Origin of the sequence: Lonsdalea britannica (assembly GCF_003515985.1) — a bacterium.
GTDB lineage: Bacteria > Pseudomonadota > Gammaproteobacteria > Enterobacterales > Enterobacteriaceae > Lonsdalea > Lonsdalea britannica.
The window spans coordinates 1943861-1967675 of record NZ_CP023009.1; the positions used below are offsets into that span (position 1 = coordinate 1943861).

Consider the following 23815-nt stretch of genomic DNA (forward strand, 5'->3'; position numbering starts at 1 on the left):
TTAGACCCTATTGGGGTGGACTGAAGATGTTTCCGTTCCTTGTTCATGAGTGCTAAGGCGTTTCAGCCAGCATCGCCTAAATGAGAAATAAGGCGTGGCAGCAATAAGTTGTCGAGAATCTCATGGGCTTTCTTTCACTCTTGCGTCCTGCGATAAAGCATCACGCTCGTCGTGCAGCGTTCAGCCGCGTTGCAATATTCAGACTGCGCAGTGGGATAAAACGGAGGCCAGTACGGTTTTCAGGCGTTAACACGAAATGATGGTCAGGCGTCTTGCGCTGATGCATCACCGGGTGCATTTCAGTGCACCGATGTGCCGGGCTCCTGATGAGCATCGGTTCTACCAACATTGTCGATATTGCTGAGGTCTGGCAATTTTCACTTTAACCGGATAGCCCCAATTTATGACTGTGGCGCGTTAAGTCCATGAGAGGGCGGGGAGTCAGCCATCGTCTATTTTCTGTAAATCCTCTATCAACTTGCTGACTCCTGTCTTCATTCAAGACGCCTATCTAAGGGACTCTTTCCCTGGCATAGGCGTATCGGTGCCGCTCTGATAACAATGGATGAGCGTTAAGCTCAATCTCACTTCGACGCAAAATATGAGTTTCGCCGTTCACTTAAGCTTGAGTTGATACGGTTATGTACTTTATTGCCTGATTTTTGAGTTGTTCGTATTGATTCGATAACTTCCGCCTGCTGATTTTTCCCATAGTCGCTAGCGCGATGTCTTGAACGAAAAGATATTCAGAAGGCTGTTTATAGTTGGCAATGTGATGAGATAAAAATTCTGATAAATTTTCGGCGCTAGGAGTGTTATCTGATGCTGTTTGAACCAATGCAATAATACGTTCACCTGAAAAAGTATCGGGAACACTAAAGGCGACGGCGGCGAAGATATCCTGATGTTGAATAAGTGTTTGCTCAATTTCTACTGGATAAACAGGATATCCCTCAATTTTGATTTGTTCCTTTCTCCTGCCAATAAAAATCAAATGACCATCTGGTGCTTGTTGAACAATATCTCCTGTTGCCAGCCATCGTTCGGATGGGAACCAGTCAATATCATGCCCATTCCAAATACCGACTGCTTTTGCAGGGGTAAGAATAAAAAGTTCTCCCTTCCCCTCTGATGAGGTGCTTTCGATTCGAAATTTAACGGAGGGGAGGGCCCAGCCAATAGAGGGCTCATTGAATGCACAAAGGTCGTGATGATACATCACCGGCCCACCGAGTTCCGTTTGTCCATACGAGCTTTGTAATCGAGAACCAAAACATGAAAGAAAGCGTTGGCTGAGTTCGGTCCCACATACGTCGCCACCCACGACGCAAACAGTGTCGCTAAGGTTCAGTGGGGCATTCTGTTTTTCCGCTACGTTGATCACTGCCTGAAAGTTTGACGGTGTTCCGGCTATCCATGCGATATTTTTCTTTTTTAATAGTTCGACCAACTCATTGATGTTGGATTCCGGAAGCAATAATACCGTATAGCCTTTTTGAATCGCCGCTAGCGTAATCAGTATGCTCCACGGACTAGCTAGGTCTACCAAACTAACAATGACATTTTTTTTGTTGTTTGTTTTTTTTAAAGTGGGATTTATTGTCGCTTGGGTTAAATTAAGTGCATCGACCAATGTCTGTTGTGAATAGACGATTCCTTTGGGTTGTCCTGTCGTACCCGAAGTATAAAATAGGGATGCGATTTCGTCAGTATGTCGGTCGTCAGCATCATCGGGGACGACATTTGAAATGACGTTATCCCAAGAGCGAGTATGATGATTTTCATCGCTGTGACTGAGGTCAATAATCCATTTCTTTTCAATGGTAGGGCATGACTCAATCTCTTTATCCATTTCATGAAATCGAATGGCATCGCCAATATAGAGGCGAGAAGAACTATGTTGTATCAATTTCTTTGCTTCGTTAGCCGATATTTTTAAGTTTATAGGAACGAAAATGGCGCCAATTTTCAAGCAAGCATAATAAGTGGCAAGTAACTCAATTTTGTTACCGACATGGATAGAAATACGATCGCCTTTTTTAATGCCGTCCTGCTTTAAGCCCGCCGCTACCTTTTCACTCAAATCCAACAGCTCGGTAAAAATTATATTTTTATTATTTTGTATCACTACTGTTTCGGTGGGGTGTAAAGTGGCAAGTTTTCTAAAAGATGTAAAGACGTCCATAATACACTTCCTATGGTTACCCTAAAAAATGATGAGTGAACAAGTTTTTAAATCAGTGATAGAAAAAACATCCATTCTTTTATAAACGAAAAATCTTGAAGGATAAAAAGGAAAATAATCATCTTTATCATTCCTTTTCGCTATAATTGTTTCTGTATTCTTTTAAGGTTTTTTCTATTAAGCTGTGATTCAGGGCTTGATGGTGCTTAATGTTAATTAATTCAATGTTTGCTTTATTCGTCAGGAAGTTAAGTTATCCTATCTAATTGATTAATAACACACTACTTCATTTAGGTTTCAAATGTGATGGGAAGTTATTCTTTGGGGTCTAGGTGCTTCTGTCTTGTTGGCTTTATCAGTTATTTAATTGACGGTAAGTAAAAGAATCATAATCACCGTCAATGTTTATCTTTACGAGAGAATACTTTTAAAAAAGCATGATGGTGTATCAAAAATACCGATAGATATGTTTAAAGTTACTCATATTGATGATAATAGCTACTTGAAGTATGAACGATTCCGATTTTACGAATAGAAAGGGGCTTTGTTGAATAAATCGAACTTTTGGCCGTAATCAGGATCAGATCACCACACTCCTGATCCTGCAGCGATATCACGTGGCAAAACAAAAGTTCAAAATCACCAACTGGGCTACCTACAACAAGACGCTCATCAATCGGGGCTCACTGACATTCTGGCTTGATGAGTCGGCCATTCAGACCTGGTATGACGAGCCCAACACGTCTTCACGTGGTCGTCCTCAACGTTATTCTGAGCTCGCTATTTCTACCGTACTCATGCTCAAACGCGTTTTTCGCCTCACGCTGCGCGCCGCGCAGGGATTTATTGACTCCATTTTTACCCTGATGAAGCTCCCGCTCAGGTGCCCGGATTATTCCTGCGTCAGCTGGCGGGCTAGGTCCGTCAACATCCCGTTTAAAACCCCCACGCGCGGCGAAATTGCCCACCTGGTTATCGACTCCACCGGATTAAAAGTCTTCGGCGAAGGGGAGTGGAAGGTGAAAAAACACGGTCAGGGAAAGCGCCGCGTCTGGCGGAAACTGCACCTTGCTGTGGACGCCGGTACTCATGAGGTTATCTGCGCTGACCTGTCTCTGAATAATGTGACTGACGCAGAGGCATTCCCGGGACTTATTCGTCAGACCCATCGGAAAGTTAAGGTCGCTTCTGCCGATGGTGCTTATGACACAAAACTTTGCCATGACGAGCTGCGGCGAAAAAAAATCAAGGCGCTTATCCCGCCACGAACCCGGGCAGGTTACTGGCCGGCGGAGTATGCGGACAGAAATCAGGCGGTGGCGAGGCAGAGGCTTACCGGGAGCAATGCTTACTGGAAATGGAACACGGCTTATAACCGTCGGTCGGTGGCCGAAACGGCGATGTACCGGGTTAAACAACTGTTCGGTGGGCACCTGACGCTGCGAGACTACGATGCGCAGGTTGGTGAGGCTATGGCCATGATCCGAGCCTTAAACAAAATGACGCATGCAGGGATGCCAGAAAGTGTGCGGATTGCCTGAGGAGGTCAGTGACGGGAGGCGCTTTTATCAAAATCCGATTTATTCAACAAAGCCTCGTGATATATAAAATTTTTTTCATAATATCATGATCTTTTCTGCTAGGAAATTGGGTAACTCGGCTTCGATTCATAAGAAGGCTTTGGCAGAATGCTCAGGTGCTAAAAGATACTCGAATGGTTTTATGACAACGCTCCTGACGGATTTTCTATCACATAGAAAGTCCGTCAGGAGCCAACAAGCGCAGCGCGTTAGCCAGCCGCATAACTCCGCGCATAAATATACGGCGCGACGTAATTCTCGCGGTTGACGTCCAGATAATCCGACCACCACTGCATCATTTCGATTCTGGCTTCCAGATGCTCCGCTTTATGTACGTAAGCCGCCCGCACGCCGTTGCGCTCTTTGTGGCTCATCTGCCGCTCGATGGCGTCCTTTGACCAGCGTCCGGATTCATTCAGGGCGCTACAGGCCATGGTTCTGAAACCGTGGCCGCAGATTTCGGTTTTGGTGTCGTAGCCAATCACGCGCAGCGCCTTGTTGATGGTGTTTTCACTCATCGGCTTGTTCAGGGTATGCGCGCCCGGAAAGACGAAGACCGATTCGCCGGAAATCGCGTGAATCTGTTGCAGTAGGGCGACCGCCTGCCGCGACAGCGGCACCAGATGTTCATCCTTCATCTTCGCGCCACGCTCTGAGAACCTCACGCCGTTTACTGCTTCGCGCTGGGCGGGTACGCTCCAGATATGTGCTTTCAGGTTGAATTCATCCCAGCGGGCAAAACGCAGCTCACTGGAGCGCAGGAAAACATGCAGATTGAGTTCCAGCGCCAGACGGGTGAGCATCCGGCCTTTGTAGCTCTCTATCTTCTCTAGCAGTTCCGGCAGACGTTTCAGCGGCAGGGCGGGGTGATGTTGGGTCACGACCGGGGTCACGACGCCATCCAGATCGTAAGCCGGATTATATTTAATCACGCCCTGCTGTACGGCGTGGCGCATGATTTTGGTCAGATGCTGGCGCACCCGTCCGGCAACGTCATGCACCCCTTTGTCGTCAATCGCCTTAACCAACTGCGCCAGATGGCGGGTTTCAACCTGCGCGATATCCATCGCACCGATCGCGGGGAAAACGTAGCATTTCAGGCAGGTGAGGATCTTATCGGCGTGAGCGTCCGACCAGAGCTTAAGGCTGCTGGTGTGCCACGTCATTGCGACATACTGAAAGGTACGGGATTCATCAACGGCGGCGTTATCCGTTTTGCGCATCAGGGCAGGGCAGCGGCCGGACGCCAGCAGCTTACGTGCCGCATCGCGCTTTTCACGGGCTTCCGCCAGCATAGTTTGCGGGTAGGGGCCAAAAGCCAGACGGTTTTCTTTACCGCCGAGGCGATAGCGGAAATACCATAACTTAGCGCCGCTGGTGGATACCGTCAGGTACAGACCTTGCGAGTCAGTGAGCTTATAAGATTTTGTGAGAGGTTTTGCTGCGCGGATTTTACTGTCATTCAGGGCCATGTGAGGGTCTCCTTCGTTCATCGAACTGAACGACCCGCAATCTGACCCCAAATTTTCCGGATACGAAGGGATAAATCAAAATGCATCGGGAAAGATTTTTACGCCAACTTATTGAATTACATACACATGGGGATTTATAAGGAGGCATAAAAAAGGAAAGGTGGTGCCCGGACTCGGAATCGAACCAAGGACACGGGGATTTTCAATCCCCTGCTCTACCGACTGAGCTATCCGGGCAACGGGGCGCATTAAACCGTATATCACCGGAGCCGTCAACGGGTTTCTGCCTCGCGGCGGCTGCTTGCTCTATTTTCAAACAATACCGTCATATCCTTGTATAGAAGCCCTGCTGGCCACACGTGGAAGGCACCCTTGGATTTGCATGACTTATGCCGCCGGGGCTTTCTTGAATTTGGTAAAAAATAGTGCGATTATCGTCCGGTTTTTTAACTTTCCTTTCATTTGTGATTATCGAGGGTCGTTGATATGTCGGACTCATTGCTTTTGGTGCGGACGCTTAGCGCCATGACTTTGATGACGTCCCGGGACTCCGATCACACTGCTGTAGCGCTTTCTTTCCCCAGATTATCTCCCTTCATTATGCGGTGAGGCGTGTCGACGCTCACTGTTAGGCATGATTAAAAATAGAGTTATCGCTCTGATTTTACTGATGTCTATCGGATGGAGCGGCTCTCCGTTTTCCCTTTGTTCCGGCAGTTTTCCACATGAGTCATACACTTGAAGGTATTGGCTGGCGGAATACGACCGGCAACGGCTGGGCGCGTCATCCCTGCGCAGTGTCTTTCAGGCACGTATACTCATCCTTGATCGTTTGGGTTTGTTACATGAAACAGTTAAAAATTGCGGCTAATTCAGCGGTTGCCGCCCGTTTAAGCACTGAACGACCGGTAGTGGCCCTGAGTCAAACCGATTTTACGGATATCGCTGCGGTAGTTGTCTCAGCAGAAGAAGCTCACAGCGGCATTTTGTCTGTGTTACATCTCACGGGCTTCTCTATTCCGGCCTTTGTGCTGCGTAGGCCGGAAGAGGGTAGTCTCGAAATGCTGCCTCCGGGCAGTGAGTGGTTGATCCTGGACGACGCGGGCGAGCATATAGCGCAGTTGGAGCAGGCGGCTCGTGCTTACGAAGATGCGCTGTTGCCGCCGTTTTTTGACACGCTGACACAGTATATCGAGATGGGAACCACCACCTTTGCGTGTCCGGGGCATCAAGGCGGGCAGTTTTTCCGTAAGCATCCTGCCGGGCGTCAGTTCTATGAGTTTTATGGTGAAACCCTGTTTCGTTCGGATATCTGTAACGCCGATGTGAAGCTGGGCGACTTGCTGATCCACGAAGGCGCCGCGAAAAAGGCCCAGAAATTCGCAGCCAAAGTCTTCAATGCGGACAAAACCTACTTTGTACTGAACGGTACCTCGGCGGCGAACAAAGTCGTTACCAATGCGCTGCTGACGCGGGGCGATCTGGTGCTGTTCGATCGTAATAATCACAAGTCCAACCATCATGGCGCGCTGATTCAGGCGGGCGCAACGCCGGTGTATCTCGAAACCGCGCGAAACCCGTTCGGCTTGATAGGCGGCATCGACGCACACTGTTTTGACGAGACTTATCTGCGTGAACAGGTCAGGGCGGTAGACCCTGCGCGCGCGGAGCTACCGCGGCCATTTCGTCTGGCGGTGATCCAGCTCGGCACCTATGACGGCACCATCTATAACGCGCGTCAGGTGGTGGACAGCATCGGTCATCTATGCGACTACATCCTGTTTGACTCCGCCTGGGTTGGCTACGAACAGTTTATCCCGATGATGGAACAGTGCTCGCCGCTGTTGCTCGAACTCAATGAGAACGATCCGGGGATCTTCGTTACGCAGTCGGTGCATAAGCAACAGGCCGGATTCTCTCAGACGTCCCAGATCCACAAAAAAGACACGCACATCAAGGGCCAGAAACGCTTTTGCAACCATAAGCGTCTCAACAATGCCTTTATGCTGCATGCTTCGACGAGCCCGTTCTATCCACTTTTCGCCGCGCTGGATGTCAACGCCAAGATGCATGAAGGCGCAAGCGGCCGCCGTCTGTGGCAGGAGTGCGTGAAGCTGGGGATTGAAACCCGCAAACAGCTGCTTGACGTCTGTTCCATGATTGCGCCTTTTGTCCCAACCTCGGTAGGCGGCATTCCCTGGCAGGATCACGATACAGAGGCGATGGCGCAGGATGTCCGCTTCTTCCACTTTGAGCCGGGAGAACGCTGGCATGCCTTCGAGGGATACGCGCAGGATCAGTATTTTGTCGACCCCTGTAAACTGCTGCTGACTACGCCGGGTATTGACGCGGAAACCGGTGAGTACACGCCGTTTGGTATACCGGCCACGATTCTGGCCAACTATCTGCGTGAGCACGGCATCATCCCGGAAAAATGCGATCTGAATACGATTCTGTTCCTGCTGACCCCGGCGGAAGATAGCCTCAAGATGCAGCATCTGGTACAGGCGCTGGTGCGTTTTGAACAGTTGATCGAGCATGACGCCCCGCTGAGCGACGTTCTGCCGAGCCTGTATCATAAGCATCGTCAGCGTTATGAAGGGTATACGCTGCGTCGGCTGTGTCAGGAAATGCATGATTTCTACGCGTGTCATGACGTGAAACGTCTGCAGAAAGCGATGTTCCGTCAGGCGCAGTTCCCGGCGGCGGTGATGTTGCCGCAGGAGGCGCACAGTTGTTTCATTCGTGGCGAGATCGAGCTGATTGCGCTGGATGAGGCTGAAGGGCGTATCGCGGCTGAGGGCGCGCTGCCGTATCCGCCGGGCGTGCTATGTGTGGTACCGGGAGAAGTGTGGGGTGGGGCGGTACTGCGTTATTTCCTGGCGCTGGAGGCCGGTCTGAATCTGATGCCGGGCTTTGCGCCGGAGTTGCAGGGCGTCTATGCGGAGACGGAAGAAGATGGGCGTAAACGGTTATACGCCTATGTGGTGTCGAACTAGGAACCGGATGAACCGGGGCGAAAGCCCCGGTGATAGGCAGTCAGGAAGCGTTACTGTTCGCTTGAAGTTTCCTGCGTCTGCTCATGCTCCTGTTTGACCAGATTCGCATCCTGCTTTTGACGGCGCAGGCTGTACCAGCCCATCGTCAGCATGATGGCAAGCAGCGGCAGCGTAGAGATGGTGTAGGTGCCGTTGGGGTAATCGAACGCCATCAGTACCAGTACAGACAGCAGGAATCCGAGCGTCAGCCAAGAGGTGACCGGCGCGCCGGGCATTCTGAAGCTGATTGGTTTGGCTTTCCCTGCTTTAATCGCCTGACGCAGCTTCATCTGACAGACGATGATAAAGCCCCAGGAGCTGATGATACCGAGCGAAGCGATATTCAAGACGATCTCAAACACCTGCGATGGCACGATGTAGTTCAGGAACACGCCGATGGCGTGGATGCCGACGGTGACCAAAATACCGGCGTAAGGTACGGACTGCGCGCTCATTTTGGACATGAATTTCGGCGCAGAGCCTCCCAGCGACAGCGAACGCAGAATACGTCCGGTGGAGTACAGCCCGGAGTTGAGGCTGGACAGCGCCGCTGACAGCACCACGATATTCATGATGGTGCCGATGTAGGGAACGCCCAGCTTGCTGAAGAAGGTCACGAACGGGCTTTGCCCTGCCTGATAAGCATTCCACGGCAGCAGACATACCAGCAGAATCACCGAGCCGACGTAGAACAGACCCACGCGCCAGATCACGCTGTTGATCGCTTTAGGCAGCATTTTCTCGGGATCTTTACACTCACCGGCGGCAGTACCAATCAGCTCGACCCCAGCAAAGGCGAATATCACGCCCTGTATCAGCACCAGCGCTGGCAGCATACCGTGCGGGAAAAGCCCGCCATTATCGGTAATGAGATGGAAGCCGGTGCGATTGCCGTCGAGTTCAAGCCCGGTGCCGAGATAAATGGTCCCCACGATCAGGAACAGCGAAATCGCGATGACTTTGACGAGCGCGAACCAGAACTCGGCTTCCGCAAACCATTTCACCCCAATCATGTTCATGGTGGTGATGAGCCCCAGCGCGCTGAGGGCGAAGACCCACTGCGGCACGTCGGCAAATGTTCCCCAGTAATGCATGTAGAGCGCTACGGCGGTGATATCGACGATACCTGTCATTGCCCAGTTCAGAAAATACATCCAACCCGCGACGTATGAGGCTTTCTCTCCGAGAAACTCACGCGCATAGGAGACGAAGCTGCCGCTGGTAGGACGGTGCAGCACCAGTTCGCCCAGCGCGCGCAGAATGAAAAAGGAAAAAATACCGCAAGCCAGATAAACGAGAGCCAAAGAAGGGCCAGCCATCTGTAAACGAGCGCCCGCGCCTAAAAACAGGCCGGTACCGATAGAGCCGCCGATGGCGATCATCTGTACCTGTCGGTTACCCATGGTTTTGTGGTATCCCACTTCATGTGAATCGAGCCAGCGTCGCTTGGCCGCATGGCGTTCAGAGTCTTTGCTTTTATGCTGATTCATTACCCGTCCAGATCCCTTGTCTTATCATTCATAAGAAAGAAATGACATAGTATTTAATAAGTTAACCGTTAAAGTTCGGCCTTAGCATGCGCCGCCAGTCCCTAGCGGTATGCTGGGGCAGGAATTGAAAAACGTCTGCGATGCTACCTTTTCTTGGCATCCTAGGCAAAAACTGTCTGCGTTACTAACACATTAAATAGAGATAATAATCATGACTGATTATAAAAAATTAGTGAAATATAGGATGTTTTTGGGTTTTTTGTAGTGATTTTAGCTATTCCATAGTGAGAGCATAGCATTTGCTTATAAGCCGATTTCCTGCTGGTTCTGACGGTAAATTCGTCAGGGAGCCGGGTATATCTGTAGCACCATTAACCGTGACGAAAGCGGTGTGCCGCGATTTGACTCCTCAGAAACCGCATGGGAAGGCAACCTGCCGCAGAGAAGCCTCCGGCGGGGCCGGAGGCTCGTATCGCGTTATCAGCGACGATAGTTTCTCTGCGCCGAGTTCACCTTGTACAGATAGCGGCGAGACTCCTGAGAAGGGTGCCGCGTCGTCAGCGTCTGGTAGACATCGTTGGGAGACATGCCGTTAATGGCGCTCACCGCGGCGTCTTTGTCGCTGGAGAACACACGCAGCACGCTGCCAGCGCCGCCGTTATAGGCGGTGATAACGGCATAACGTTGTGACGTCGGGTTCTGGATACCCGCCAGATACACATTCTTCAGTATCGCCAGATAAGCCGCCCCGGTGTCGATATTGTTTTCCGGATCGAACAGATAGCTGCGGCTCGGCTGTCCCCATTTCCCTTTCATCTTGAAGACATCGCGTCCTGCGCTGTGCTGAACGACCTGCATCAGACCCAATGCGTCGGAATGGCTCACGGCGTAGGGGTTGAAGCTCGACTCGGTCTGCATGATCGCCAGGATCAAGGAAGGCTCGATGCCATAGCGATCTGCGGCTTTACGGACCAGCGGGAGATATTTGTGGGCACGCTTGTCCAGATGGTTAGGCACCAGCTGAATGGTGACGGTCCAGATCATGTGTACGCCTGAGGTACGGCGTTGCAGCTTGTTCTGGATCAGATAATCCGCAAAGCTGCTGGCGCGACCTTCCCAACGGATAGGCTCGCTGGTGTTGTCCAACACCTGGCCATACAGCAACGGCTCACGGCTAATCTGAATATCGTTGGCGTCGGAATACAGGTCGGTGTTACTGGCATCATCGCCCATCAACAGCGTCGTGACGATAGCCTGACGGAGGCTGGTTTCGTAGTTGGTCGGGTTGATGGTTTCGATTGTGATCGTACCGGCATCGAAGTTGACGTGGCTACGAGTCAGGTATTGGTCGGAATACTTAACGTAGTCCTTGGGGCCGGCGATCAACACTTCGTTGATGCCCCAGATGTTTTCGATGTTATTGGCGAATTGCCCCATCAAAATATCAAAGGCGTTGGTGTCTTTGATATAGGCTTCGGCATCCTCGCTGCCTTTGTTGCTGGAACAAGAGATCAGCAGCGGAGCGATGCACAGCAAAGCTAGCAGTTTCTTCATCATATCAGGCCGTGTCGGGAGCGTGAGTGATCAGGGCCGTCTGGCCCCTGTACGATTACTGATCTTCCGGCGTGTAGCCGTCGATGTGCACATCCTTGCCTTCAAAGAGGAACTTTCTCATTTCTTCTTCCAGCAGCTTACGGTCTTCCACATTCATCATGCTGAGCTTTTTCTCGTTGATCAGCATCGTCTGCTTGGTTTGCCACTGGCCCCAGGCTTCCTTGGAGATTTCGTTATAAATGCGTTTTCCCAGCTCGCCTGGATACAGCTGAAAATCCTGACCTTCGGCCTCACGTTGTAAAAAAGTACAAAAAATCGTTCTGCTCATGCTTATTCCTCGTTATTGGGCGCGCAGACGTCGACGAAGACGGATTGCGACTGAGCCAACTGTTGCAGCAGGCGTTCTACCGGGGCCGCGAGCCCCACAGATGGCGGCTGGGCTAAGTTATACCAGAGACCGGCGCCTTCATCCATGCAGGCACTCTGGCTGGACATATCCAGCAACAGAGGGACGATATCCAGATGAAAGTGGCTGAAGGTATGTCGGAACGCGATACCTTGCTGCAGTCCGCTTTGCGACATCCCCCGCTGTTGCAGCCAGGCATGTGCTTCCTCTTGAGTAGCGAACTGGGGAAAACAGAATAATCCGCCCCACAGTCCTACGGCCGGACGCTGCTCCAGCCAGACGCGCTGTTGCTGCCGGACCATCACAAACCAGGCGCTTTTCTCCGGAATCGTCTGTTTGGGTTTCTTGCCCGGATAATCCGCCCAGTTGTGGTTAGCGTAGGCGATACACTGGGTGTTGAGCGGACAAAGTTCACATTTGGGGCGGCTGCGAGTACAGATCATCGCGCCCAAATCCATCATAGCCTGATTAAACGCGCCCACGCCTTCTGCTGGCGTAACGGTTTCGCTGATATTCCACAGGCGATTCTCCACCTCTTTTTTACCCGGCCAGCCGGAGACGGCGCAGCAGCGTGCGAGCACGCGCTTCACGTTGCCATCCAGAATCGGGTAGTGCTGGCCCTGAGCCAGAGACAGGATCGCGCCTGCGGTGGAACGGCCAATGCCCGGCAGCGCGACGATATCGTCGAATGTGGTGGGGAATACGCCGCCGTGCTGTTCCGTGATGACCTGTGCTGCTTTGTGCAGGTTTCGTGCCCGGGCATAGTAGCCAAGCCCGGTCCAGAGGTGCAGAACCTCATCCAGCGGCGCGGCGGCCAGAGCGCGTACGTCGGGGAAGCGGGCGATAAAACGCTGAAAGTAGGGGATAACAGTGGCGACCTGCGTCTGTTGCAGCATGACTTCGGACAGCCAGACCTGATAGGCCGTTTTATCTAGTTGCCAGGGCAGCGTTTTACGTCCGAAACGTTCGTACCACGCCAGCACCTGTTGCGCGAACTGTTGCGCTTGTATCATAAGGAAGGATCGCTATCTGGCAGGTGAAAATTGAAAGCGATTCCAGCACAGTGTGAATGTGCTGTAAACCCGAAGTTTCCTGAACGTGTTGCTTCTGCGCATCTCGTGCGCCGTGGTGTTTATGTTGTGACAAATCCGCTGGCTGGCGTGGTCGACCAAGTACTTTCCAATGCACTAAAGCGCTGCGCCTGATTTTTCGATATGAGCGTACGGGGTTGGTAGGGAGTAAGCCGTGGCCGCAGGGGCGCGACCACGGGCTTGGGCCATTAACGCACGTTGCAGGCGAACGTGGGGCGAAAGGCGCTGACCAGATAGACTTTATCCGTCAGCATTTCGAAGCGGATGACCTCATTCTTACTATAAGGCGTGGCATTGTCGGGCGCGGTATCGGCCAAATTCTTAAACATGTTGGTGTTTTTCATAATGAGATAATTGCCATTCCAGCTGTAATCGAACGTGAGTGTACGTTCTAAAACATCCGCAGATTTGTCTACATCAATATAGATGCCGTGTAAGGCCATCGAACCTTTTCCTCTGGCCCCTAAATAGAAATTGATGATATAGCTTTTAACAATCGAATCCTGCCCATTTTTAATGGTGGAACTTATTTCTCCCCGACACATTAATGGTTTTTTGTAAACGTGGTAATAGTAATATAACGATGACAGAGTGACTACCAAGAGCAATATAGTCACCACTGTGATAGTCAAAGGAGTTCTAATTGTTGATGAAGACATGCGTTGAGCACCTTTTCCCTTTTTTTTTACAGGAAATAACAATAATTTCTTCTCTGGTCGCAATTTTAGGTATGATTATTTTTCTGGAAAAATAGTAAAGGTCGACATTATTTTTACAGAGATAATGATACTTTTCCGGAAAACCTTCGCTGATCGTGTCATCATCCAGATAAAAAAACTGGCAGTTTACTATCTTAGCGTCTCTAAAAATTTCTCTGTATGGGAAGTCTGTCGATAAGATAAACCTAAAAAATAAAAGTAAGACCAGAGCAGTCCCGCCTACCACAAAGAAAAGTGGCTTTCTGTATTTTATTCGCTGAACGTCAGTGTGTTGAGGCGAAACTTCCACAACGGCGCTTTGCTGTGAGTCGTCACATGTCACCTCAATATCTAGCGTATTAAACATAATGCCGACTTTAGGTACTGTCATCAGTAGCTCGGCCAGATCATATTCACGCAGAGATTTTCTCAATAAAGAAATATAGTTGTTTAAGTTGTTCATGGAAGGTGCCAGAGCGTTTTTCTCCAGAACCTCCGTAAGCAGGTACTCTTTACTTAATGTCACTCCTGGATTAATAAGCAGCATTTTTAGAAGCTTTGCCACAGGTAGACTCAGAGATATGGCCTCTTCTGAGCGATTTACCCATGCTAAAGAGTTGTCTTTTTCTGTATAGACAACCGACTTATTAATTAAATAAACCATTTATAGATGCTCTATGGAGACATGAATTATAAAAAAGTCGATATGGTGAGGTGAAAAACAAAAAATCAGTCTAAAAATTTACCTGTTTATTGTCAAAGCGTATTTTTATCTACGGCAATGTCTATAACCCATGGCAGTAAATGTCTGCGCTTCCTTAGGGCTGGGTTTATAGCACATTAAAAAGATAAAAATAAATAAGTAACTTCCTATACTAGTGTGGGATGAATATATATAAATGTAAATCTATGTGGATTTGACCCCACTTTTTCTAATCAGACGATCTATTTATTCCCTGAGGCGCTATCGCCAAAATTATTCACACCGTAAAAAACGTAAACACAATGCTTTATCAGAATAAAAACCTATTAATTGTTAAATCACAAGAATAAAATCTAAATAAATATATACAAATCAATATAATTGTCTTGTGTTTTGGGCTGTGGTTAGATCGCCGCTCGTTCAACGCATGACGGTTTCATGGGATCTTTACATGCTGGATTGGCGTGGGAAAAGGCGAGATGGTGATGATGAATGCGCTGTCGCTGAACCACTCGATGAAAGATCCTGACATCAATGCATTGACCGGTCAGGGCGTACTTTTTGGCTGCCGCCAACAAGCACGTTTTCATCTATTGAATTAAATCGGGAATGAAAATGAAATTATCCAAAATTGCTTTGGCTACGATGATTGCTGTTACCTCTCTCACTGTCGTCAATGTGCAGGCAGCGGATAGCCACAATGGAAATGTGACCTTCAAAGGGAAAATTATTGATACGCCGTGCTCTGTCTCTCAGGATGATTTGGCTCAGACGATTGAGTTCGGTGAAATCAGCAAAACCGTGCTGAATAACGGTGGAACGTCGGTGATTAAACCTTTCGATATTACTTTAAGAGATTGTTCCATCGAAACTTCGACAACAGCAAATGTTGTATTCTCAGGAGGAACTGCTGCCGGCACAGATAATAAACTGCTGGCGCTGAATGGCGGTGCTAGCGGCGCTGGTATTGCGATTCAATACTCTGGTGAAAAAGTATCGTTTGACGGCACTACTGCCGCGGTGAGCAATTATAACCTGGTCAATGGCGATAATACGTTATCGTTCACTTCCTTTGTGCAGAAATTACCGTCTGTGACGGATGTGACGACCGGTAATTTTGAAAGTACGGCCAACTTCGTGATTTCCTACCAGTAAAATGAAACTATGGGAAAGGATTCCCTTTTAATATACATAAAGTAAACATTAGGAAAAGCATGTATTGTCAGCAGAATAAAGGCATGTGTACGGGATTATCCTTATTGAATTATGTCCATATTAAAATATGGCGCGCTAATAACAAAATAAAGTCGGCTGCAAGGAGTATTAGTCCATTGTGCGCCGTGGATATTAAAGAGGGGCGCGCTATAGGATATTTCCCCTTGTCGTAGAGTAATAGGTGGAAATAAATAATACGTGGTGATTGTCTGGCTAAAAATAATTCCTGTGAATTTACGAGGGAGTGCTCTATGGCCGTGATGTGTATTTATGAACCTATTGCAATATGGAATCGCGATCTGTTTCTTGGATGATATTAAGTGAATCCTTGATGGTCGGCGTGACTCTTTTATTTGGCGGTGTTTGCATCTGTTTTTTATGTCGTCGTCAGAAATGAAATTCAGAGATGCGGTGACGTGGGGAGTGTAATGATCTCTTATTTACCCCTTTTTCTTTCCTGAACAATGTTAACAATACACTGGTAACTATTGATGACGAATACGCAGGAAAAGAGAGTTATAAATAAACTGAATAGCACCTGTCGATACGGTCTGTTCATGGTTTGTTTTTTCTCCAATAATGCAAAAGCGACGGAATTCAATGCCAGCGTATTGGATATTGATGAACGTAATGAGATTGATCTAAGCCGCTTCGCTGATTCGGACTACGTCATTCCCGGCGACTATATGCTGACGATTAAGGTCAATAGCAAAATGATTGACCAGCGAAGAGTCAGCTACCTTGCGTCGGGCCCGGACGGTCGTCAATCACGCCTGTGTCTGGATGCGGAGACAGTCGGCAAACTGGCGCTAAAGCCGGAGGCCGCGGAGAACATTACGTGGTGGAATAACGGCCAGTGCGCGGATGTCTCTACCCTCAACGGAGTGAATGTTTCCAACCAGATTGGGATGGGAGAACTGAATATCTCCATCCCTCAGGCGTGGATGAAATACAGCAACAAAAATTGGACGCCGCCGGAGCAGTGGGACCCCGGTATCAACGGCGTCATGCTGGACTACAACCTGGTGGGCAACGTGCGTCGAGGCACCGGTAATGGCAGCTCCGCCCGTTATCTCAGCAGCTACGGCACGGCGGGGTTTAATCTCGGGGCATGGCGCTATCGTGCCGACTACCGGTATTACATGAATGCCGCGCGAGACAATCATCGTAAAGAGTTCTCCTGGGATCAGTTCTATGCCTTTCGACCGCTGCCGTTTATGTCGGCCGATGTCAGGCTGGGCGAGATGTATCTCAACACCAACCTCTTCGATAGCTTTCGGTTTATCGGCGCCAGTCTGATCAGCAATGAAAACATGCTACCGCCCTCGCTGCGTGGCTATGCGCCGGAGATTCGCGGCGTGGCCCGCTCCAATGCGACGGTCACCGTGATGCAAAACGGGCGCGTGATTCATGAAATCACCGTACCCGCGGGGCCGTTCTCTCTTCAGGATCTGAACAGTGGCGTGACCGGAACGCTGGACGTGCGAATCACGGAAGAAGACGGCTCCGTGACGACGTTCAAAACCGAAGCCGCCAGCCTCCCTTATCTGACTCGGCCGGGGCAAATCCAATACAAGCTGTCGGCCGGCCGCCCGTCGGACAGTCAGCGCCACCAGGAAAATTTGACGTTTTCCTCCAGCGAGTTTTCCTGGGGGATGAGCAATGCCTGGTCGTTATATGGCGGTACCACGTTGTCCAACGGCTATCAGTCCGGGTCTGTGGGATTGGGGCGAAACCTGTACCTGCTGGGGGCGGTGTCGGCGGATATCACCCAGTCTCGCGCCAGTTTGCCGAATATCCCGTTGCAGAATGGGCGCTCCTTTTCTGTGAACTGGTCGAAGCGCTTCGACTCCATCGACGGACAGGTGAACTTCGCCGGATACCGTTTCTCTGAAAAGACCTTCATGGGGATGTCTCAGTATCTCTATGCGTTGAATAACAACGGAAGCGACTATCACAACGAAAAAGAGCGTTACGTCATTACCTTATCGAAAAATTTCGATAGCGAAAGGCAGTGGTTGAACGGCCTGTCTACGTATCTGAGTTACACCCAGCAAACCTTCTGGAATGAGCGGCAGCAGCACCGTTACGGCATCTCCCTGAACACCTATCTCGATTTGGGGCCGCTTAAAGGGGTCTCCGCCGGAGTCTCTGCGTGGCGCTCGCTCTACAACGCGAATACCGACGATAGCATCTATCTCAATCTCTCCATCCCGCTGCGCGACCGGGAACGCGTCGGATACGGCTTAGGCAGCTATGGCGGGAAGATGACCCAAACGCTGACCTACAGCAATCAGCAGGATCAAAACCGAAGCTGGAATTTGAGCACGCGCTACGACGCCGCCAGCAAAGGCTACGTCAGCGGGACCTACAACTACGCCGCGTCGGCAACCAACGCCAGCATGGGGCTGTCCTGGCAGCAAGACGGTTACACCTACGTTAACGGCTCCCTGCGCGGGGGGATCACGGCGACGCGTCATGGCGTCGCCGCCCATCAGAAGGGGGTTAACGGCGGAACGCGTGTGATGGTGGACGCCAATGGCGTGCCGGGCGTGCCGTTCTCCAACGGCAGTGTGGTGACCAACGCTGATGGACTGGCGGTGATTGCCGGGACCAGCAGCTACTTCGATGTCTCGACGCGCGTCGACGTTCAGCATCTGCCAGACGACGTCGAGGCGTTGACAACTATTGTGCAGGGCACGCTCACCGAGGGCGCCATCGGGTACCGCAAATTCGAGATCGTCAGCGGCAATAAGGTGCTTGGCACATTGAGGCTGCCAGACGGACGTTATCCCCCGTTTGCGGCGACGGTGACGAACGCCAGCGGACGGGAGGTGGCCATGGTGACAGAGGAAGGACAGGTCTATCTCACCGGCGTCGCGCCAAATGAAACATTGACGGCGCGCTGGGACGGCGAAGCGCAGTGCCGGATGACCTTGCCTCGAACCTTAACCGGCCTGGCGTCCCTGCTGCTGCCTTGCCTGCCATTGCCCCCAACCAATGCAACAACTGGAGAAGAGTAAATGAACCAACATCGTCATTTCAGGATGCCTGCCGTATTGCTGGCGTGCATCGTGACGTTTTCGCCGACCTTGCAGGCGGCGATCAACCTTGACCGAACGCGGGTGGTCTACGACGGGGCGGAGCAAACCACCACCGTCACGCTGACGAACGAGAACGGATCCCTCCCTTTTTTGGCGCAAAGTTGGCTGACCGATAGCGAACACCGCAAAATTTCGGCCCCGCTGATGGTGCTGCCGCCGCTGCAGCGGATCGAGGCGGGCGGGCGCACCCTGATCCGTCTGGTGAAAACGTCGGGGATCGATCAACTGCCGCAGGATCGGGAGTCTCTGTTTTATCTGAATGTGCGGGAAATCCCGCCCAAACCGGAGAAGGCGAACGTTCTGCAGATTGCCGTGCAGTCAGAGATCAAAGTGTTTTATCGACCAAAAAGCATCAAACCGGTGAAAGACGACGTTTGGCAACGCCGACTTAAAATCCGCAAGTCCGGTCAGCAGTTCGTGGTGGAGAATCCCACGCCGTATTACATCACCGTCAGCAATATTCAGCTCCGTTCAGGAGAGAAGGGGTCCTCCTCTCTGCTGAAGGATCGGGCTTTTATGATTGCGCCGAAGTCCTCCGTCAACGTCGACGTTAAAGACCCGTCGGTGCAGGCGTTCTCGCTGTACTACGTCAATGATTTCGGCGGTCATCCGGAGCTGCGTTTTGCCTGTCAGCAGGCGACCTGTGCCGTGGTCGACAAGCCCGCTCGCTGAAACAGGAAATGAAGATGACGACCGCCATGATGCGGGGCGCTACGGACGCGGAGCACATGACCTTAGCACCGTGTCGCGGACCAAACCGCCGGGATGTCGCGCTACGGCGCATCTCGTTGCTGAAACCCGCAGACACGGAGACGTCGGCGACCACATCGAAAAAGGGGAGAGTATGTCCAGAGTAGTGACCTCAGGCGCACGGCGTTGCCTGCCGTGGTTCTGCGGCGGCGTGTTGGCCATGCTGGCCGTTGACGCCTCCGCGTTGGAATGCCGCAAAGATACGGTAAACGGGCCGGTTTCCGACAGCGAGGATATCGGCGCGCTGAAAATCCCTTCCACGCTGCCGGTGGGCAGTCGGCTGTGGACGTCGAAAACCTACAGCCGCAATCTGGCCTGCTGGGCTTACAAAAATGTGAAGCCCAATGGCGAATACGCCTACTTCTACCCCAACCCGGGCGGAGAAGTGGTGGGCGCCGGGATCGGCATTGGGATCATCTACAACGGTCAGGATCTGGGGATCGTCTCGGGCGGCGGGGGAGCGGCTCGCGGGTGTCGACAGGAAAATTTATCGCGCCGGGACCGTCAGGTTCCGCTCCGCCAAAAAATCCGACCATGATGCCCACCTCGGTGCAGCTGTATCTGGAAAAAATCGGCAATATCAGCAACAACGGCTCGGGCACGGATTCTCTCAGCGTATTTCAGGTCGATGGCGAACTGGGCATCAACAATAAGCCTGATAGTAACTATGTTTTCCGGCTGTCCGGGCTGAGAAATATTGAGGTGATTCAGTGTTCGGCCAACGTCATTGTGTCGCCCAACAGCTATATCGATTTCGGCACGGTGCAGGCGTGGAGCAGCGCTTCCGCAGGCGTCGTGGCGCAGCAGGATTTCCAAATCAGCGCCTCGACCGACGGCGGCGAGGATTGTGGCAAAGGCTTCGACCTCACCGTCAACTTCGACGCGGCTTCCAGAAACAACGTTCTGGCCAGCGCTGACGGGATGGATATGGGAAATGGCTCGATGCTGAAAATCGAAGACGGCTCGACCGGCAACAACATCGTCTACAACCAGTTCATTGGCTTCATCAATGGGCTGACATCAGCCAGCGGCACGGTGGAAAAGCAATACACCGCCAGACTATACGCGTCAGATGCGGCAGTCCCCGGCGATGTCGAGAAATTCATCGTCTTACGTTTCAACTATGACTAAGGCGGGGACGATGACGACAAGACGCCGAACCGCGATTCGTCGGGCCGTGCATGGCGTGCTGTGGGCACACCTGATGTCGCTGCCCGCGAGCGCCGCCACTTCCGGTAGCGGGAATGCTCAGGACTATGTCTATGACGTGGGGTTCCATGTGCGGGTCGTGGATTCGCCGTGTGTGTTGAGCTCAGACTCAGAAAATATCGATGTAGACATGGGCGAAGAATCGACGCGGACCTTACAGACCAACCAGGCTGGCGAGTGGCGTGATTTTACGATCGCGCTGACCCAGTGCAGCACGGAAACCCTGAAGGATGTGGTGGTGAGTTTTTCCGGAAAGGAGAACACCGCGCTGGCGGGGCGGCTGGCGATCGACTCCGGCTCGGTCGCCAAGGGCGTTGCCATCGGCATTTATCGGGCCGACCAACTGCTTCCGCTCAATGGCAAAACGGGCCAGATCCCTTTGTTTGACGGCGATAACCGTCTGGATTTTCGCGCCCGTCTGGAAACGGTCAGCGTTGAATCATTAGCCGCCGGCAGCTACAGCGCAACCGCACATTTCACGCTGAGTTATCAATAAGCGCACCGTTATTTATCCACAGTCGTCCGGGCTGATTGCGTGTCCGGCGATGAGTCTGCACATACTTGGGAAAAGGGGATGAGTCAGATGAAATTATTCTTGGTAACGTCATGCTATTTGTACTATCCCGCAGTCCAGCACGCGTTGAGCGCATATAGACGACCGCAGGACTACCGACTGGATTACTTACTGCTGAAAGCGGGAGACGAGGCCATTACCGAGATACCAGACTGGCCACACGTCGATCGCCTGATTTTCCTTTTACAGGATGTGGGCGATCTGGTTCGTTTCTTGCGTTTTGCTTCCGATATCAGCAATACCCTGTATATGAATAAAGATCGGCTACTGATCATCGGTAGAGGCAACCTCCTAAAGCTATTGTCGATGTGCTACCACAATATCGACTCGGTGCTGTTCCCGCTAGACGGTTGCTCAATGCATCAGCTTGGCGTCTTTCTCAATGAGCGCGTTCATCTGGCGAAGGGCTGTGAGCGGGAACGAATTAAGTCGCGGCTAGCTCGGGGACAAATGTGGGGATTTATCAGTCTGCTTTCCGGTCGCGGCGCCAGATATGAAGCGCAAGAAACGAATAAAAGCGTCAAGACCCTTTATGCCCAGCGGCAAAAGTCGCTGATCAAACTGAATTGCTGCAAACATCGCGATATCTACCCATTACTCTAAGCGTTAAGCGCACACCGAAGCGGCGCGGGCCGGTCAGCGCCCGTCGCCTCGCTCTCCCCGCAAGGCCGAAATGCACCGTCGGCAGATAGGAAAGAATTTTTCATAGGTATCCATTATACTGCGCGCTTGTTTCATAACCCCTGACAACGTGTAAGCACTATGAGCAATAACGTCATCTCTCCGGAATTTGATGAAAATGGTCGTCCTTTGCGGCGTATTCGCAGTTTCGTTCGTCGCCAGGGGCGATTGACCAAAGGGCAACAACAGGCGCTGGACAACTTATGGCCGGTCATGGGCGTGGAGTATCAGGACCACGCGCTGGACTTTACCGCGTTGTTCGGACGCGATGCGCCGGTGGTGCTGGAAATCGGTTTCGGCATGGGCGCTTCGCTGGTCACCATGGCGGAACAGAACCCGGAACAAAATTTCCTGGGCATCGAAGTGCATCTGCCTGGCGTAGGCGCCTGTCTGGCGTCCGCTCAGGAAGCCGGGATCGATAACCTGCGGGTCATGTGCCACGATGCGGTGGATGTCCTGGATAACATGATCCCCGCTGGATCGCTGTCCATGGTACAGCTGTTCTTCCCGGATCCGTGGCACAAGGCCCGGCACAACAAGCGGCGCATCGTTCAGCCGCCGTTTGCCGAGCTGGTGCGCAGTAAACTGAACATCGGCGGTGTGTTCCATATGGCGACCGACTGGGAACCTTATGCGGAGCACATGCTCGAAGTGATGGGGGCGCTTGACGGTTATCGCAACCTGTCTGACAGCCAGGACTATGTACCGCGTCCGGCGTCACGCCCGTTAACGAAATTTGAAGCCCGTGGCCAGCGTTTAGGTCATGGTGTTTGGGATCTCATGTTTGAGAGGAAAGAGTAATGGCGATTAATCGCAGCCGACGTTTACGTAAAAAGTTACACATTGAAGAATTCAAAGAACTGGGTTTCTCCGTTAGCTTCCGTTTCGCGGAAGGGACATCGGTAGACGCTATCGACGGGCTGCTGGATCGCTTTGTTGACGATGTTATCGAACCTCGCGGCCTAGCGTTTGAAGGCAGCGGCTACCTGCAGTGGCAGGGACTGGTTTGCCAGCAGAAACTGGGCAATTGCACGGACGAACACCGTCAGCTGGTCAAAGAGTGGCTGGAGTCACAGCAGTTGAGCGACGTGACCGTCAGCGACCTGTTCGACATCTGGTGGGATCTGCCGCCGAACCTTGGCTAAAGCGGAAGCGCGTGGCGGCAGGCCGACGGTTTTCACCTTCGTTCCTGCGCCTTTACTGCTATCGTTGAGGCGCCTGTTGGGCGCCCTTTTTTTCAGGAGTCACTATGTTGTTGCGTAATCTCGTCTTTGGTGCACTGATTCTTTTTACCTGGCAGGCGCAGGCGGAGTACCAATGCCCGGTCCAGCCGCAGGATGACATTATCATCACTCCGCAAAGCGTGAAGGTGGTGGGCGCCAGCGGTAACCTACAATTCTCGCCGGAAGGAAACGTGGTCAAAGATAACCGCGAACTGACCCTGACGTCGGAACAGCGGCGGCAGGCCAGAGAATATCAGGCAGAGTTGCGTGAGCAATTGCCGTGGATAGATGCGGGCGCGCAACAACATCTGGAAAAGGCGCGTCAGTCGCTGGATAAGGTTATCGTTCAGCAGCTCGGCAGCGACAGCAACGTCCGTGGTCGTCTGACGACGCTCAACACCCAGCTCAAACAGCAGATGAACCGCATCATTGAGCACCGTCCTGACGGGTTGGCTTTCCACCATCAGGCCATTAAGCAGGTTGAGCAGGATGGTCGCCAGATTGTGCAGCAGACGCTGGGCGGCGTGTTGCAGGACAGCCTGAATGAGATGGGCGTCAAACAGATGGCGAACGGCGGCGGCGGTAATCCGTTGCAGGCCGTAATGGGCAATCTGGGCGGCTTGCAGCAGGCGATTCAAACGGAGTGGAACAATCAGGAAATGGATTTTCAGCGCTTCGGACGCGACGTCTGTCAGCGAGTGACCGGTCTGGAAGAACAGCGTAAAACGCTACTCAAGACCCTGCCTTAACGGGCACAAGACGACGGGGCTGCGCGCCCCGTTTCTTTTTTTCGTTCACTCACCCTCGGCTTGCCTCTCGGGCTTTATCGTCTGACTCTCTTG

General features: G+C 51.8%; 21 protein-coding genes and 1 tRNA gene. 13 read left to right on the forward strand and 9 right to left on the reverse strand.

The window, feature by feature from the left end; genetic code table 11:
* Window positions 1-619 precede the first annotated feature (619 nt).
* Window positions 620-2185 carry a class I adenylate-forming enzyme family protein gene (locus CKQ53_RS08950; protein ID WP_094117785.1) on the reverse strand — a complete coding sequence of 522 codons (1566 nt, stop codon included), beginning with the start codon at window positions 2183-2185 and terminating at the stop codon, window positions 620-622.
* A 617-nt stretch (window positions 2186-2802) separates the two neighbouring features.
* Between CKQ53_RS08950 and CKQ53_RS08955 the strand changes: the two genes are divergently transcribed.
* Window positions 2803-3726, forward strand: coding sequence for an IS5 family transposase (locus CKQ53_RS08955; protein ID WP_094117784.1), 924 nt, complete (start codon window positions 2803-2805; stop codon window positions 3724-3726).
* Window positions 3727-3974: 248 nt separating this feature from the next.
* Here the strand turns inward: CKQ53_RS08955 and CKQ53_RS08960 are convergent, their stop codons facing one another.
* Window positions 3975-5237, reverse strand: coding sequence for a tyrosine-type recombinase/integrase (locus tag CKQ53_RS08960; protein ID WP_094117783.1), 1263 nt, complete (start codon window positions 5235-5237; stop codon window positions 3975-3977).
* Window positions 5238-5398: 161 nt separating this feature from the next.
* Window positions 5399-5474, reverse strand: a tRNA-Phe gene (locus tag CKQ53_RS08965).
* A 608-nt stretch (window positions 5475-6082) separates the two neighbouring features.
* On the opposite strand from CKQ53_RS08965, the gene CKQ53_RS08970 reads away from it, so the two are divergent.
* Window positions 6083-8236, forward strand: coding sequence for an ornithine decarboxylase (locus CKQ53_RS08970; protein WP_118894910.1), 2154 nt, complete (start codon window positions 6083-6085; stop codon window positions 8234-8236).
* A gap of 50 nt (window positions 8237-8286) precedes the next feature.
* Here CKQ53_RS08970 and ansP read toward each other — a convergent pair whose 3' ends face one another.
* The 6 genes from ansP to CKQ53_RS09000 form a co-directional block, all read right to left on the reverse strand.
* Window positions 8287-9765, reverse strand: a complete 1479-nt coding sequence (gene ansP / locus CKQ53_RS08975) for an L-asparagine permease (protein WP_094117782.1) — start codon at window positions 9763-9765, stop codon at window positions 8287-8289.
* A gap of 480 nt (window positions 9766-10245) precedes the next feature.
* Window positions 10246-11319 carry a membrane-bound lytic murein transglycosylase MltC gene (gene mltC / locus CKQ53_RS08980; RefSeq protein WP_094117852.1) on the reverse strand — a complete coding sequence of 358 codons (1074 nt, stop codon included), beginning with the start codon at window positions 11317-11319 and terminating at the stop codon, window positions 10246-10248.
* Between the two features lie 55 nt (window positions 11320-11374).
* On the reverse strand, window positions 11375-11647 hold the full coding sequence (locus CKQ53_RS08985; RefSeq protein WP_085651512.1) for an oxidative damage protection protein: 273 nt from the start codon (window positions 11645-11647) through the stop codon (window positions 11375-11377).
* 2 nt (window positions 11648-11649) lie between these two features.
* Window positions 11650-12738: an A/G-specific adenine glycosylase gene (gene mutY, locus CKQ53_RS08990; protein ID WP_094117781.1), complete on the reverse strand. Its 1089-nt coding sequence runs from the start codon at window positions 12736-12738 to the stop codon at window positions 11650-11652.
* A gap of 266 nt (window positions 12739-13004) precedes the next feature.
* On the reverse strand, window positions 13005-13259 hold the full coding sequence (locus CKQ53_RS08995) for a hypothetical protein (RefSeq protein ID WP_085651510.1): 255 nt from the start codon (window positions 13257-13259) through the stop codon (window positions 13005-13007).
* A 196-nt stretch (window positions 13260-13455) separates the two neighbouring features.
* Window positions 13456-14178, reverse strand: a complete 723-nt coding sequence (locus CKQ53_RS09000) for a winged helix-turn-helix domain-containing protein (RefSeq protein ID WP_118894912.1) — start codon at window positions 14176-14178, stop codon at window positions 13456-13458.
* Between the two features lie 518 nt (window positions 14179-14696).
* Here CKQ53_RS09000 and CKQ53_RS18925 point away from each other — a divergent pair.
* The 11 genes from CKQ53_RS18925 (at window position 14697) to CKQ53_RS09045 (ending at window position 23722) form a co-directional block, all read left to right on the forward strand.
* Window positions 14697-14819, forward strand: coding sequence for a hypothetical protein (locus CKQ53_RS18925; RefSeq protein ID WP_254901518.1), 123 nt, complete (start codon window positions 14697-14699; stop codon window positions 14817-14819).
* Between the two features lie 13 nt (window positions 14820-14832).
* A complete protein-coding gene (locus CKQ53_RS09005) occupies window positions 14833-15372 on the forward strand; it encodes a fimbrial protein (protein ID WP_085651508.1) in 540 nt (179 codons plus the stop codon).
* A gap of 617 nt (window positions 15373-15989) precedes the next feature.
* A complete protein-coding gene (locus CKQ53_RS09010) occupies window positions 15990-18455 on the forward strand; it encodes a fimbria/pilus outer membrane usher protein (RefSeq protein WP_244201026.1) in 2466 nt (821 codons plus the stop codon).
* Window positions 18456-19208: a fimbrial biogenesis chaperone gene (locus CKQ53_RS09015; protein WP_085651506.1), complete on the forward strand. Its 753-nt coding sequence runs from the start codon at window positions 18456-18458 to the stop codon at window positions 19206-19208.
* A gap of 172 nt (window positions 19209-19380) precedes the next feature.
* Entirely contained in the window at window positions 19381-19824 is a 444-nt protein-coding gene (locus CKQ53_RS18725; RefSeq protein WP_244201027.1) for a hypothetical protein, read from the forward strand.
* Window positions 19821-20417, forward strand: a complete 597-nt coding sequence (locus CKQ53_RS18730; protein WP_244201028.1) for a hypothetical protein — start codon at window positions 19821-19823, stop codon at window positions 20415-20417. Before CKQ53_RS18725 ends, CKQ53_RS18730 begins: the two co-directional genes overlap by 4 nt.
* Before the next feature lie 10 nt (window positions 20418-20427).
* Window positions 20428-20991, forward strand: a complete 564-nt coding sequence (locus CKQ53_RS09025) for a fimbrial protein (RefSeq protein WP_162896342.1) — start codon at window positions 20428-20430, stop codon at window positions 20989-20991.
* An 87-nt stretch (window positions 20992-21078) separates the two neighbouring features.
* The gene (locus tag CKQ53_RS09030; RefSeq protein ID WP_085651504.1) at window positions 21079-21672 is read left to right on the forward strand and encodes a hypothetical protein; all 594 of its coding nucleotides are present in this window, start codon (window positions 21079-21081) and stop codon (window positions 21670-21672) included.
* A 159-nt stretch (window positions 21673-21831) separates the two neighbouring features.
* Window positions 21832-22551: a tRNA (guanosine(46)-N7)-methyltransferase TrmB gene (trmB, locus tag CKQ53_RS09035; RefSeq protein ID WP_085651503.1), complete on the forward strand. Its 720-nt coding sequence runs from the start codon at window positions 21832-21834 to the stop codon at window positions 22549-22551.
* Entirely contained in the window at window positions 22551-22895 is a 345-nt protein-coding gene (locus CKQ53_RS09040; protein ID WP_085651502.1) for a YggL family protein, read from the forward strand. Before trmB ends, CKQ53_RS09040 begins: the two co-directional genes overlap by 1 nt.
* 104 nt (window positions 22896-22999) lie before the next feature.
* On the forward strand, window positions 23000-23722 hold the full coding sequence (locus tag CKQ53_RS09045; RefSeq protein ID WP_100053506.1) for a YggN family protein: 723 nt from the start codon (window positions 23000-23002) through the stop codon (window positions 23720-23722).
* The last annotated feature ends 93 nt before the right edge of the window (window positions 23723-23815 follow it).